The sequence below is a fragment of the Ferdinandcohnia salidurans genome (assembly GCF_042680725.1).
Taxonomy (GTDB): Bacteria; Bacillota; Bacilli; order Bacillales; family Bacillaceae_L; genus Ferdinandcohnia; species Ferdinandcohnia salidurans.
Genome location: NZ_JBHUEK010000031.1, coordinates 84,715 through 99,135, shown reverse-complemented (window position 1 = coordinate 99,135; position 14,421 = coordinate 84,715). Strand labels below are relative to the sequence as shown.

At 38.5% G+C, this 14,421-nt stretch carries 11 protein-coding genes; all 11 read right to left on the bottom strand.

The window, feature by feature from the left end; genetic code table 11:
- Nucleotides 1-44: 44 nt before the first annotated feature.
- Nucleotides 45-4,445 carry a S8 family serine peptidase gene (locus tag ACFSFW_RS20990; protein WP_388041098.1) on the bottom strand — a complete coding sequence of 1,467 codons (4,401 nt, stop codon included), beginning with the start codon at nt 4,443-4,445 and terminating at the stop codon, nt 45-47.
- Nucleotides 4,446-5,159: 714 nt separating this feature from the next.
- Nucleotides 5,160-6,380, bottom strand: a complete 1,221-nt coding sequence (locus ACFSFW_RS20985; RefSeq protein ID WP_304217774.1) for an ISL3 family transposase — start codon at nt 6,378-6,380, stop codon at nt 5,160-5,162.
- A gap of 154 nt (nt 6,381-6,534) precedes the next feature.
- The gene (gene minD / locus ACFSFW_RS20980; RefSeq protein ID WP_099362055.1) at nt 6,535-7,335 is read right to left on the bottom strand and encodes a septum site-determining protein MinD; all 801 of its coding nucleotides are present in this window, start codon (nt 7,333-7,335) and stop codon (nt 6,535-6,537) included.
- Between the two features lie 2 nt (nt 7,336-7,337).
- Nucleotides 7,338-8,030 (bottom strand): septum site-determining protein MinC, encoded by a 693-nt coding sequence (gene minC, locus ACFSFW_RS20975; RefSeq protein WP_099362278.1) that lies wholly within the window; start codon nt 8,028-8,030, stop codon nt 7,338-7,340.
- Between the two features lie 83 nt (nt 8,031-8,113).
- A complete protein-coding gene (mreD, locus tag ACFSFW_RS20970; RefSeq protein WP_304217555.1) occupies nt 8,114-8,623 on the bottom strand; it encodes a rod shape-determining protein MreD in 510 nt (169 codons plus the stop codon).
- Nucleotides 8,620-9,483, bottom strand: coding sequence for a rod shape-determining protein MreC (gene mreC / locus ACFSFW_RS20965; RefSeq protein ID WP_304217559.1), 864 nt, complete (start codon nt 9,481-9,483; stop codon nt 8,620-8,622). The genes mreD and mreC overlap by 4 nt, the downstream gene beginning before the upstream one ends.
- Before the next feature lie 75 nt (nt 9,484-9,558).
- Nucleotides 9,559-10,581, bottom strand: coding sequence for a rod shape-determining protein (locus tag ACFSFW_RS20960; protein WP_304217561.1), 1,023 nt, complete (start codon nt 10,579-10,581; stop codon nt 9,559-9,561).
- 106 nt (nt 10,582-10,687) lie between these two features.
- Nucleotides 10,688-11,359, bottom strand: a complete 672-nt coding sequence (gene radC, locus ACFSFW_RS20955; RefSeq protein ID WP_180271204.1) for a RadC family protein — start codon at nt 11,357-11,359, stop codon at nt 10,688-10,690.
- A gap of 149 nt (nt 11,360-11,508) precedes the next feature.
- Nucleotides 11,509-12,075 carry a Maf family protein gene (locus ACFSFW_RS20950; RefSeq protein WP_304217564.1) on the bottom strand — a complete coding sequence of 189 codons (567 nt, stop codon included), beginning with the start codon at nt 12,073-12,075 and terminating at the stop codon, nt 11,509-11,511.
- Between the two features lie 216 nt (nt 12,076-12,291).
- Complete coding sequence (locus tag ACFSFW_RS20945) at nt 12,292-13,374, bottom strand: hypothetical protein (protein ID WP_388041092.1); 1,083 nt, start codon at nt 13,372-13,374, stop codon at nt 12,292-12,294.
- Nucleotides 13,375-13,554: 180 nt separating this feature from the next.
- On the bottom strand, nt 13,555-14,373 hold the full coding sequence (locus ACFSFW_RS20940; protein ID WP_304217570.1) for a PRC-barrel domain-containing protein: 819 nt from the start codon (nt 14,371-14,373) through the stop codon (nt 13,555-13,557).
- Nucleotides 14,374-14,421 lie beyond the last annotated feature (48 nt).

Here is a 14,421-nt window from a genome sequence, read left to right as displayed (position 1 = left end):
AAGAAGGATGCGATTTCTCTGCATCCTCCTCTCCCTTCAAAAAACTATTTATTTTTTCCTGGTTTGTCAGGTTTTCCTGGCTTTCCTGGTTTGCCTTTTCCTGGCTTTCCATCATCTTCTTGTACATTGATAAACAGCTTACCAGTTGCTACTTGTCGTGCCTCGTTTCCAAATTCATCCCTTACAATAACCTCAATTTCAGCACCTTCGGCTACAACGCTTGAAATTGCTGTCCAATATCCTTCGTATACACCCGGTGATACTTCTTGTATTGGAAGTTCTGTAGCATTACTAAGATCAGCTTTAGCGTTCGTTAAAGGTAAGCGAATCGCATAGGTTGCATTTAATCCAGGTTCAGTTGTGAATTCAATCTTCACACTTTCACCTGATTTCAAATGTACATCCTCAGTAGGTTTAAGGTCAGCTATTCTTATTTCACCGAATTTAGCAGTTACAGTAACTTGATTAGTAGTTGTATTACCTGCTTTATCAGTAGCAACGACCTCGATATTATTTTCTCGATTTTCAATTAAAATGCGTTTTGAGAAACTACCTTCTGTAATAGTTGCATTCTCTCCATTTACTGTCACAGATTCAATATTCTCATCCTGTACAGTACCTGTTACAGTTACTGTTTCTTTATTTGTCTTTGCACCATCTTCTGGGCTTGTAATTGCGAGTTCCGGAGATGTTTGGTCAAGCACAACAACTACAGGTTCTGATGCATCGGTAATACCCGTGTCAGTTGATGCCTTAGCTGTTAGTGAATTCTCACCATCTTGCAATTCAACATCCACAGAGAAAGTACCAGCATCAGTTGTGTCCGTTGTTGCTACTTCTTCCCCATTGTTAAAGATATGAACAGTTGTTGTAGGGGCTGCCTTTCCTTCAACAGTAACAGTAGATTCATTTGTGTAAGCTCCTGTTATTGGAGAAGTAATGGTTGGAGCCGTTACCTCATAATTAACTGTTGCACGAATCATGTAATTTCCTTCAGCTTCTGGAGCTAATGACCAGGCTCCTCCAACAAACTGCCAGCTACGACCTGAATACTCTCCATCTTCATCGGTTCCAAGTCCTGGTGCATTTGGATTTGGATCTGCTTGAATGTATACCATATAGAAGTCGCCTTCTACGATGATTCCTTCAGCAGCAAGGTCCACATTTGTCCATTCACCAGTTCGTAGAGCAGTTGCGTCAATCGGCCCAGCAAGTTTTTTACCTGGTGCTCCATCTATTCCAGTTGCATCCCATACTTCTACTTTGAAATCCGTTCCTCCTGGGGTTGGCCATGTTGTATCCCAGAAACGGAATTGTCCTCCTGTAACAAGAGCAGCATTTTGCCCTTCATTTAGTGACATTTTCACTGCCCAACCGTTACCAGCATCATAGAAAGCACGTGCATTTTCTGCAGTACCATCGTCATAACCAATTTCACCAGGATATCCAATGAATGGTCTTAATTCTACGTTTTGTGCAACTTCACCATTTCCTTCGAGAACAACTTCAAATGATTCACTATAATAGGAAGGTGCCATTACACGAACAGTATACGTACCTTCATATGCAGTAAGTGAATACTGACCATTTTCATCTGTCTCAACAGGAGTAACATTTGCATCTTCTACGAGTAATAGAGTTGCACCTGATACAGGTTCACCTGTTGCCGCATTTGTAATTGTGCCTGATACTGTTCCTTGTGCTTTCTCCTCTAAAACAAAGTTTGCCACTGCTTCACCTTCTGCCTCGACTGTTACAGTTTGTTGTGCTGCATGGTACCCATAGCTTTCAGCAACTACTGTAAAATCACCTGTGCCATGAATTAATTCATAAGCTCCAGTAGCAGGATTAGTTGAAACAGATCGGCCCGATTCTAGTACGCTCACTTGAGCATGTAAAGGCAAAGCTTGTGGGCTAGTTTCATTAACATCTACTTCCTTAAAGTCGATATGAGAACCTTTTGGCTGAATTTTAGCAGGATCAACTTTTTCTCCTTCTTTAAGAGAAACTGAGCTGTCCCCTCTGTCTGCGCTATCACCCTTCGTAGGTTGTACTCCTAATTGAGCTTTACTTTGACCTGGCTGTTGCTCATTTGAAAGACGTACATCATCAATGTACCAGCCATCGCGAGTTACACTTCCATCAGTTGTTACATTGAAGCCAATATATACACGCTGTCCCGCATACTCTGATAAATCAATTTCTGCAGATTGCCATCCAGAAGATGTATCTGTGATACGTAGTAATTGTGTCCAGTTTTCCATATCTGTAGAAACAAATACGTGACCGTAATCCCAGTTACGTTCAAGATTAAACCAGTTCATGTATTGTAGGTATGCTGGACCTTCAGGTAGGTCAATTGGTGGCATAACAAGAGTCATATTCGCTCGACTGCTATATTGTCCAGCTAGATTGGTAGCATATACTTTTTCTCCAGAATGCGCACTATTTGGACCACTTGTCGGAGCACCCCATTGCCAAGTATCCTCCGCACCATAAGAGAACCAACCTACAGGAGTAGATTCAAAGTCTTGGAAATAACCGACTGAAATACCTGGCTGTACAGTAACTTCATATTCATCGGTCGTTACATCATTTTGACCAAAATCAACCACCTGCCATCGATATGAAACAGAAGGCTCTGCAATGTCTTCCCCTGGAATCACTGCTTCGAATGTTCCTTCATTGTACGTTCCAGATGTTTGAGTAGCTGTAACATTCACCCATTCACCATCTTGATTTTCATATTGAAGTACAACAGATGTAATGCTTATGTTGTCTTGTACTGAAATCGAAAGTGGTAAGTCCATTCCAGCATAGGTTTCAGAAGGTGCTGCATGTTCAAACGTTGGAGCCTCTTCATCCATACCATCCTTTGCAACTTGACCTTTAATTTTCCCTAGTCCAGAAGCAACTGAGGAGACAGCTAGATAGGCGTTAGCCAAACCATACCCATAACCAAAGTTAGGTGATTCTGGGAAAGTACCGTCAGTTAAAGGCGTTGCAGTTGATGTAATGATCTCTTCAATTTGTTCAATCGTTAATGATGCATTTGCTTGTTTTAATAAAGCTACAATAGCAGAAATATGCGGACCTGCCATTGATGTTCCATTCCAGCCACCTTCATATCCGCTACCAGGAACGGATGAACGAATATTCACACCTGGAGCTGAAATATCCGGTTTAATATCTCCTTCATATGGTGAAGGACCTTGTAACGAGAACCCTGCCAATCGATCATTAATATCCGTTGCGCCAGTTGCAAACGATTCAGGATAGTTTGCTGGTGTAGCAATTGATCCTGGGCCACCTGGATTAAATAATGTTGTATTACCTGCAGAAAACTCTGGGAAAATATCTGCTGCTCTCCAGTTTTGGACCATTGGGCGATACCATTCATCTAAACCAGGTCCCCCACCCCATGAATTGTTAACAACATCAGGAGCCATATCCGGATTACCACCAGGAGCGATAATCCATTCCCCTGCTTCTAATAAGTCAATATCGGACCCTCCAGCATCTGTAAATGCCTTAACCGCGATCCACTTTGCACCTGGAGCAACACCAATCTGATTTGCACCATTTGGCTCTGCACCAACCATTGTACCTGTAACATGTGTTCCATGACCAATATCGTCATACGGAGTAGATTGACCAGCAGTGGCATCAAACCAGCTAAACTGGTGGTTCGGATTGCTTGGATTAGCTGGGTCATAGCCACGATACTGCTCCATTAATGCTGGGTGATTCCATTGAACACCCGTATCAATGCTAGCAACAACCGTACCAGCTCCATCGATTCCCATCTCCCAAACCTGCGGAGCTCCAACACGATCAATATTCCACTCAATGTTTTGAGGAGTCGCTTTTGATTCAACTGCTACTGAAGACTTTTCCGTTACTGGAACATGCAATGTTCGTGTTTCATTAGGTAACACTTTTTCAACCTCAGGGAATGATGCGATTTTCTCCATAACATCTTTCGTTGCCGTAACCGCCATTCCGTTTACAATGAAGAAGGATTTAATATCCTTTGCATTACCCGAAGCCTCTTCTTTTTGAAGATATGTCTTCACATCACCTTGTGTTTCAATCGCTGTTGTACGAAGTTCTGAAACAATTGCATTTCGTTTTATCGATTTTGTTTTAGCTACTGTAGATTTTTGGATACTAGCTTTTTTAGCTGCTTCATTTGCTATTTTGTTAGAATCAACTTGTTCCTTGAACTTAACAAGAAAAGTAACCATCTTCTCATCGGCGAATTTGTCTTGTAAGCTTTTAGAAATTTTACTAGAAGCCACATCATTATTATTTCCTAGGTAAGATGTTGAAGGTTCCTTTGCCTGAGCAAATGTTTGCGAAGCCATTACACTCGGTGCTAGTAATAACGCACACATTACGATACTTGCAACCTTTGTTAACCTACGTTTCCCTTTTTTCCTCATCAGGTTTCCTCCCTTTATTTTTTTACGATCTGATTTGTCCTCCTTTCGATAGATTCCTATACTCCAATTCATTGGGGTCTCTTAGATACCGCGTATTTCCATCTGGAAATAACATTATGTAGAAGTACAGGTATGAATTAACCTTAGCTAAAAAAATATGAAAAAAGTGTCGAAAAACGACTAATTTGTTTGAAGATTCAGAATTTGGTTAATTTGTATTATATGGAAAAAGACAAATAAGGAGTTTAGTACGAATTAATATATATTCGTTTCGCTATGTGTTTTTTGGGGGTTTTTCAAGAAAATAGGGACTTTGCTTTACCTTTCATAACAAAAGATTACAAATTTATTTGTTAGGTAGAACGTCTTACTTGTAAGGAATTTCCAAAATGTTCTCCAAAAATGATTATATTCTCCTTCTAATTTTTTTGAAATTATTCAGGTCGAACGTAAGTTGGTAATTTATTCCTTTATTTCTAGCGATTACGATAGGTACAGTCTCCTAATTCAGATTCTTAATAATGACGGGGAAGGACTAAATTCTCATAGCTTTACTTAAATTTATAGTGGCTCACTTTAAGAAGGCCTTTTACAATGGTTCTAAGTCAAATGTTGGGGTTATAGGCTACCGCGCTTCGCTTGGTGGCCTGTATAAAAAATGATGGATGGGTACCATTCATCATTTTTTATACAGAAGAATACTCACTAACTCGGTTAACCAATATGTACCCCAATTCTTTTATACTTGTGTGTTAATAAAATTTTAGCTCTAAAGCGTTCAAAAACCCTAAATCCATAAGCGTTTCTCTTAAGAACTTTGGTGGAATTATTAATTCCTTCTAGAAATCCATTTGAATATTCATAGGCAAAACTGTTTAATACTTCAACTTGCCAATTTTGAATGGTCTTTATTGCTTTAATCATCTCGGGTATCTTCGATTCCCCAATGAACTTATATAACTCTTCGAGTTCCTTTTTTACTAGGCTAATATTGCTTTTTCCTTTTTCTTTGGCACGTAAAAACCAAGCTCGATAGGCCTCTTTAATCTCATAAGCTCGTTGGAGCTCCTCTGACATTTCCAAGTATCTATCCAAATGCCATCGTTCATCCTTGGTCAAGCGCTGGCTATCTTTATGAAATACATGTTTCATTCGCTTACACTTTTTACGATCGTAGCCATGAAACTCGTTTTGTACCCGTCGTCTTACTGCATCAAGCCCCCAATAGATATAACGACAAAAATGAAACCTATCAGCTACAATAACAGGTTTACCCAATGCCTCTTGAACGGCTGCTTTAAAGGAATGATTCATATCCATTATGACTATTTGAACTCTAGAACCATGCTTTCGTAAGTAGTCCTTTATCGTACGTTTATAGCGATTTGGTAGAATATCAATCGGTTCTTTTGTTATCCCATCCGCAATGATTAACTGGTATTTACCTTCTCGGGTATCACCTTTGTATTCATCTATCGCTATTACCGTAGGTAATTCTTCAACAGGGCGAATTTCAGTTCTAGAGATTTGATCGAATCGACGAATAATTGTTGATGAAGAGCATCCATAGTTCTCAGCCGTTTCTTTGAATGTTTTCCCCTTAATTGCTTTGATTGATATTGCTTGATTCCATTCGATAGAAGTACGTTGATAGCGCATGACAAAAGGGTTTTTCTCAGAAAAACGTTTTCCACATTCACATGCATATCGTCTTCGCTTATAAAAGATCTGAGTTTTTCTTTCAAACCACTTTAAGTGTTGGATTTTTTGTACACGATAGTCATGAACTTTCCTCGTCCTTTGATTGCATTTAGGGCACCGGTGTACTTTCCGTTCCATTTCAACGTACAGTCGTACAACTTCTCCCACCTCTTCAACACTGGTTAAGATTGACCCTTTTAATCCTGGAATAATCATGGTAAAATCAATATACACGCAACTCCATTCTTTACTTGTTTCTCGACAATTCAAGTATAAAAGAATGAAGAGTTTGCGTGTATTTTTATGCACACAAAATTTTTTTCTAAACCCCAACAAATATTATAGAGCCTTTACAATAATAAAAAACCACCTCATTTTGTAAGGTGGTTTAACGTACTCCAAAGAATTTCTTAATCTTTGAGAACATCCCTTTAGGGTCGTTTTCAAGTGATTGAAGTGGAATCGACTCCCCTAAAATTCTTCGCGCTATATTTCGATAAGCAATTCCTGTTTTACTGCTTGAATTTAAGGCAATTGGCTCACCACTGTTTGACGCTTTAATAACTTCATCATCATCTGAGACAATTCCGATTAAGTCGATTGAGAGATGTGTCACAATTTCATCAATATCAAGCATCTCACCTGATTTCATCATATGATTCCGTATCCGGTTTACGATGAGACGTGGTGGTTCGACATCCTCTTTTTCAAGTAATCCAATTATGCGGTCGGCGTCTCGAACGGCAGAAGTTTCTGGTGTTGTTACAACAATCGCTTTGTCCGCCCCAGCAATAGCATTTTGAAAGCCTTGTTCAATTCCGGCAGGACAGTCGATGATTATATAATCAAAATCCTGTTTTAACTCCTCTACCAAATTTTTCATTTGGCTAGGTTCTACTGCAGTTTTATCACTTGTTTGGGCAGCTGGCAGTAAATATAGATGGTCTTCGAATCTTTTATCCTTAACTAAGGCTTGTTTAAGCTTACAACGACCCTGAATAACGTCAACTAAATCATAAATGATGCGATTTTCAAGACCCATAACAACATCTAGATTACGCAGGCCAATATCTGTATCTATTAAACATACTCGTTTCCCTAGCACAGCCAAGGAAGTGCCTACGTTAGCAGACGTGGTCGTCTTTCCGACTCCACCTTTTCCTGATGTTATAACTATAGCCTCTCCCACAGCTAGATTCCCCCTTCTAACCTTGTTAAATTAGGTCTTAAATGAGTTAACTGTTGCAATCTATCTACTACAATTGTCTCATTATCGTCCACATAGGCACATTCCATTAGATTGTTTTCTGTTTGAACAGCGTCTGGTGCTCTATTCATGATGTCACCAATCCGAAGCTGCGTAGGTTTCATAACTGCTGCAGTGATGATCGCATCTCGTCTCCCATTGAAACCGGCATGTGCAATTCCGCGTAAAGTGCCTAAAATAAAAATATTTCCTCCAGCGATCACAGTAGCTCCAGGGTTCACGTCACCAACTAGCATAAGATCTCCTTCGACCTTTAGAACTTGTCCAGAACGAATCACCTTAGCGACTGAAACGATTTCATGCTTCTTTCTCATCTCTTCTGCTTCTTGTTTTGTAACAACGTTACTATCAATTAAATCTACGACCAAATGTTTTTTATTTCGAATAATCGACCTGATTTCTTCTTCTTGATCTTGTGATAAAAAACGATTACCAATCTTTACTTTAACAGGAACAAACGGAACATCATCATTCCGCTTCTGATTCAGGGAAAGCTTAATCTCTAAGTCTTCGATTAGCTCTTTAAATGAACAAGAATCATCGAGATGCAACGTTAGTCCGTCTTTTGTCCCTTTTATTGTAACATACTGTTGTTTTTGTCCTTTCACGACGTTCACCTCAACGATAATATACTTCAACAAGAGACTCCATTTTTCCTGTTAATTATCAAATTTTTTTAAGAGATTCTATCAAATTCTACTTATTCTTCAATATGCAGCTTTCCTAGTAATTTCTTAAAGGGAAATGCAAACACTAGTATAAATATACTATTTAGTAGTAACGTCGGTAAAATTCGGATTTGAAGGAATCGTTCTATTGAAATAGTAGTAGAACCGATTACCAAATTTACACCATACACACAAAATTCCAAAACAAAGATTCCAATGAGACTTAGAAAAGAGATGACAAAGATATTTGTTTGTAAAATTCGACTTGCCCAGGAAATAAGATAGACCACAAGTGTGAATAAAAACAAATAAACTCCTAAAACTTCCGTGTAAACAATATCATAAAGTAAACCAAAGATAGCCCCATATAAAAGTCCAACTGGTTTATTAAAATAGACTGTAATAAAAGCAATCAATAAAAATAAAAAACGAGGTACATAGACATTCTCTTTGTGAAAAATATCTGCTGGCACTAAATCAACAAAGCTGCTTTCCAGTAAAAAAACAAAGAACAAAATAAGGGGAAGAACGAAACGCTTCACGATTCTTCCTCCTCTTCTTCCGGTACAATCATCGTTCTCTCGACAATGATTACATGATCAATTTCATAAAAATCAGCAGCTGGTCTGATATAGGCTGTTTTTGTTAATCCATAATCGTCAGGTACAATATCCATAACCTCACCAATATACAGTTCACTTGGGAAAATTCCACCTAGCCCGGAAGTAAGTACTTTTTGATTTTTTTCAATCTTAGAATCTGGCGTATTGATTTTAAATAGTAGAGCTTCTTTTTCTTCGTCATACCCCTCAATTAAGCCCATAATCTTTGATTCCCCTTGAATGTAAGCAGAGATTCGGTTAATTCGATTAGGAGAACTCAAAAGCTGGATGGTAGAAGTAAATGTGTTGGCATGCTTTACCTTTCCAATTAATCCTTTTGAGGTAATCACCGCCATGTCAACTTCCACGCCATGCCGAGTCCCACGATTAACTGTAATGATTTCATGCCATTGGTCAGGGTTACGTCCTATAACAGTGGCCTGTATTTTATTAAAATGATCAAGAGATTCCGTTTTTTCCAGGACGTCGCGTAATTTTCCATTTTCTTTTTCTAACTCCTGTACTTTTGCTTCTAATTGACCATAGGAATCAAGCTTTTCCTTTAAGAGTTTATTCTCTTCATATGTATTTTGTATATGATTTATATTATCAAAAAATCCCGCAATGGCTTGTGAGGGCTGATGAAAAACACTCTGACCCCAGCCAACTGAGTCTTTTATAAATTGCTCCGGCCATGATAATTTGTTACGCTCTTGTAAGGAAAATCCAATCAATGCCACTAGAACGATGATACAAACAAGTAAGATGATTAGTCGCTTATTGAGAAAAAATTGTGGCATGTGTTACACCCTCTAACTAAACTTAAATTTCAACACATATAGTGGGGAAGTTAAATTCCCCACTATATAAGTCCCCTATCGTAAATCCTTTGATTTCCCTTTAAATAAATGGATATGGTCGAGCGCTTTTCCTGTTCCGATTGCGACACAATCTAATGGGTTTTCGGCGATTAGAACAGGCATACTTGTCTCTTCACTAATAACCTTATCCAAATTTCGTAAAAGAGCTCCCCCACCAGCTAGCACAATTCCACGATCCATAATATCTGCTGCTAATTCAGGTGGCGTCTTTTCAAGCGTATTTTTAACAGCATCGACTATCGCATACACTGTATCATGAAGTGCACCCGAAATTTCTGCTGCTGTAATTTCAATTGTTTTTGGTAAACCAGTTAATAAGTCTCTTCCGCGGATTTCCATGTTCTCTACACCTTCTGGAGCACCCGCTGATCCAATCTCAACCTTGATTGCTTCCGCCGTCCGATCTCCAATCATAAGGTTGTAAGTCTTTCGGATATATTGAATAATGGCATCATCCATTTCATCACCAGCAATACGGATGGACTGACTTGTAACGATACCACCTAAAGAAATAATCGCTACTTCTGTTGTACCACCACCAATATCAACGATCATACTGCCAGTTGGTTCCCATACAGGAAGGTTAGCGCCAATTGCCGCTGCGAATGGCTCCTCGATTGGATAGGCATCTCTCGCACCAGCCTGACGAGTTGCGTCGATTACCGCGCGTTGTTCAACTGCTGTAATTCCGGATGGCACACAAACCATAATATATGGCTTTCTAGAGAAAAAGTTCTTTGTTTTAACCGCTTGGTTAATGTAATACTTCATCATTGTCGCGGTTGTTTCGTAGTCAGCGATGACACCGTCCTTCATCGGACGAAGCGCAACAACATTCCCGGGTGTACGCCCAATCATGTTTTTAGCATCATTTCCGACTGCCACAATCTGCTTTGTATCTGTTTGCATGGCAACGACCGATGGCTCTCTCACTGCGATTCCTTTACCTTTAATGAAAACAAGTGTATTAGCCGTCCCTAAATCTATACCAAGGTCTCTTGTACCTATTCCAAACATATATGTATCTTCCTTTCTGATACGCGAATAAAGAGTAGTAATTTATTGTTAATCATGCGAAAAACTCATAACCAATATTATATCGTACAAAATTAAAAATTAATAGTCACACATAACCTTTTTCTTTCAGACTGACATATTTATGTTCACCAATGATTAAATGGTCCAATAGCTCTATGCCAATTATCCTGCCACATTCAACAAGTCGCTTCGTTACCTCAATATCCTCTCGGCTTGGAGCAGGGTCACCAGACGGATGATTATGAATGCAAATAATCGAAGCCGCTGACCTGCGAAATGCCTCCTTATACACCTCACGAGGATGAACAATCGAGGCATTTAAACTTCCGATAAAAATCGTTTGGCGATGTATCACCTGATTTTTCGTATTTAAGTACAGACAAACAAAATGTTCCTGAGTTAAAAAGCGCATGTCCTCCATCACATATTTTGCACCATCTTCTGGAGACCTAATGACATAGCGATCTTCATATTGAAGTTTGCCAATTCTTCGACCTAGTTCAATTGCCGCCATAATTTGTACGGCTTTTGCTTGCCCGATCCCTTTAATTGAGGTGATTTCTTCAACAGATGCGTCCTGTAATAATCGTAGTCCTTCGAAATGATGTAATAAGCGGTTTGAAAGTTGGATAACGGATTCTTCCTTTGAACCTGTACGTAATAGAATGGCTAAAAGCTCATGGTTTGAAAGACTGTCGGGTCCATCAGAAACCAAACGTTCTCGAGGCCTTTCCGCTTGAGGGTAATCCCGAATCATAAGTGCAGATGTTTTCAAATAGGTTCCTCCTACCTTTACAATTAGATACTCGGACCCCACTCTCTTTATTAAACTGCAGACTACTATGTGTAATTATCGTACCATGAAAGCAACGTATAAGAGTTTTCTTTACGCAAACTTTACAAATTTCAGCAGTGAAAACCTAGATCTCTTAATTCACGAAGGGTTCTTGATACAGGCAATCCTACTACAGTAAAATAGTCCCCTTTAATATGTTTTACGAGTGCAGATCCAAGTCCTTGAATTCCATATGAACCTGCTTTATCCTTTGGTTCGCCTGAAGCAACATATGTTTGTATTTCCTCATCCGTTAGGTCCCAAAACGTTACTTCTGTTCTTTCGAAGAACGTTTTTTGGGTGTCCTTAAAAAGGATCGCAACTCCTGTTACGACTTCATGTGTTTGATTTGAAAGTGTTTTTAAAACATTAATTGATTCCTGTTCGTTTTTAGGTTTACCTAAAAATTGGTTTTGAAACACAACAGCTGTATCTGCTGCAAGTATATAGGAATCAGGAAATTGCTCCAGGACCGCCTTTGCTTTTTTTAAGGCAATGGTCATTGCTTTTTCTTCAGGAGTGAGTGTTTCGTCAATGGATTCATCAATATTACTGACGGAAACATCGAAGGAAAGTTTCACATTTCTAAGAAGTTCTTTTCGTCGTGGAGAACCAGAGGCTAAAACGAGGTGTTGCATGATTTATTCACCCTTTATCTTTATATTTCAGAATGGAAGATACCTGTTTATCGTAACAAACAATCCCTGACTCTACAATTATGAAAAATTGAATTTTGTCGATATTTTATCGTTTGTAAAAAATTATCTATTTATGTAAATCCATAGAAATTCAATCCATAAAGAAGGAAAGGAGTTCATTCTCCTTTCCCAGTCCATTGTAAAATTTAATTTTGACTAACTTAGCTCAGAAAGCCAAACGGTGTAGGCTTGATACGCATTTAATAATGATTGCTGTGATTGCCATAATGACTTCTCATCGCCACCATTTGTAAAGGATTGTAGCTGAGTGAAGGAAGACTCGATATATGCATTGAATTCTTTAAGCTGTGCATGTAAGTTGTCTTTTTTGATTTCCTTTACAGCCGTTATTTGTTTTGATAGATTCTCTAATTGTCCGTTATCAATCGCACCTGTACCGAAAGCTTGAGAAGATAGAGTTAATAATTCCTTATATACTGGTAGACTTACCTTGATTGCCTCTGAGTCCATTTTTCCTGCATTTGAATAAGACCCACCCGGCACCTCAAATGTTTTCGTAAAAAACTCTGGGAATGCTTCTTCGTATTTGGCCTTAATACCCCCAACTGAGCCCTGTTCAGAGCCGATGCCCGCTATAACGTAAAAAGCACCATCCATTTCAACAGTAGTTGCAGCAAAACCTTTACCTTTGATATCACTCACTGTTGTATTTGCTGATTCAGCAGTTGAAAACTTACCACCTTGAACGATCCCGGTTGATAGAGTCTCTAAATCAATAGCAACCTGACTACTTGCAGGAGGGTCTTCTTGTTTCCCGGTTGGAGCAGGATTGCCATTAGTAACTTGTGTTGGATTGTCATTTTCTGCTGGCCCAGCATTCACATCTTCTACGACTTTTAAAATCATAAATCCAAATCCTGTGCCAAGAACAATGGCTAAAGCAATTGAAATAACAAATTGTTTTAAGGAAAATACTTGTATTCCTTTACTCTTTTTCGGTAAATAAGGAATTTTACTAGGACCATTGGTATGACGTAAATCTTCAATCGGAATCACAGGAATCTCTTTTTCTTTTGTCTTTTTATTTCTCAAGTTTTCATCTGGTAGAACCCAGCTAAAATCATCCTCTTCTTCCTCTTGTGCAGCTGCAACCTCCTCATTTTCAACAATAATAAGAGGTTTTTCCTTTTCGACAAATTCTGTTTTCTCTTTCTTTTCCTTCTGAACCTTTGGCTCCTTGCCATTAATTTTAATAGAAATCCGATTCTGCTTGTCCATTTTTTCACCACCCATTTAAGGAAACGCCTACTTTTTTTCAATGCTACCATACCTATAAAAAAAAAGAACAAGACATTTGTCGTCTTGTTACTAGAGGTTTTCGTCAAATTGTTACAAATGATAACAATTGGCAGGTTTGCAATAGTCCATATAAAGTAAAAAACCCACTAAATCGTGGGTTTATTGTTCAACGTTCATTGATAATTCTACAAAAACACTAGGACCTAGGTCTTGAGCCTTTATAATATCATCTACTGATAAATGAGTTCCAGCTGGTATTAAAACATTTCCTTCATTGTCCAAAATGTCTTTTTTGACTACTTTACCATATAGAAGATCAACCTGTTTTAGGCGCAGTGCTTTTGCTTCTGTTTCTTCATGCTGGTCAATGGATGCATTAATTTCGTCAAATGGACTTTGTTCTTCTGTTGATGATGCTGGTAAAACTTTTTCAATGATTTCTTCATTTGTTTCATCTTGTGTTGATTCTAGTATTGGGTTTTCTAAATACTCTACTGAATCAAGGAACTTGGATGACGCGTCTTCCTCTACAATGATAATGTCTTTTCCATATGTTAGAACTGAATCTGATGCGAGGGCCACTTCACTTCCAGAAACATTTAATAATGTACCTAATAGATTTCCTGTCTCATCATCAACATAATATTCAAGGACTTCCCCTAATAACTGTCCTTTTCTTGTCATGACTTTTGTATTCGTAATTTTAATTTTCTTATTTACAAGTGAATTCGCGATTGGTATCTCATTCAAATCGATAACAGATCCTTCACTTTCAATAGTAACGGCGTACTCACCAATTCCGACTACCCTTTTGAATGGAATAGCTTTCACACTTACTTGCCAATCTTCATGTTCTATAGTAAGAAAGTCCACTGAACCTTTTTCAGGGTTTATCACTAAGGATTTTACCTTTCCTATTTCGATTCCATCTATAATACTAATAATTGGTAGCCCAACAATTTCAACACTCTTCTTCATTCTATTCACCACACCTAGTTATTTTTTCATGCGTCTTTTTTCATTCAT

Bases quoted from the DNA above. Each gene is read 5' to 3' on its own strand.
- ACFSFW_RS20990 (WP_388041098.1), bottom strand. From the start codon at position 4,445: ATGAGGAAAAAAGGGAAACGTAGGTTAACAAAGGTTGCAAGTATCGTA.
- mreC (WP_304217559.1), bottom strand. From the start codon at position 9,483: ATGCCACAATTTTTTCTCAATAAGCGACTAATCATCTTACTTGTTTGT.
- ACFSFW_RS20960 (WP_304217561.1), bottom strand. From the start codon at position 10,581: ATGTTTGGAATAGGTACAAGAGACCTTGGTATAGATTTAGGGACGGCT.
- radC (WP_180271204.1), bottom strand. From the start codon at position 11,359: ATGATTCGGGATTACCCTCAAGCGGAAAGGCCTCGAGAACGTTTGGTT.
- ACFSFW_RS20950 (WP_304217564.1), bottom strand. From the start codon at position 12,075: ATGCAACACCTCGTTTTAGCCTCTGGTTCTCCACGACGAAAAGAACTT.
- ACFSFW_RS20945 (WP_388041092.1), bottom strand. From the start codon at position 13,374: ATGGACAAGCAGAATCGGATTTCTATTAAAATTAATGGCAAGGAGCCA.
- ACFSFW_RS20940 (WP_304217570.1), bottom strand. From the start codon at position 14,373: ATGAAGAAGAGTGTTGAAATTGTTGGGCTACCAATTATTAGTATTATA.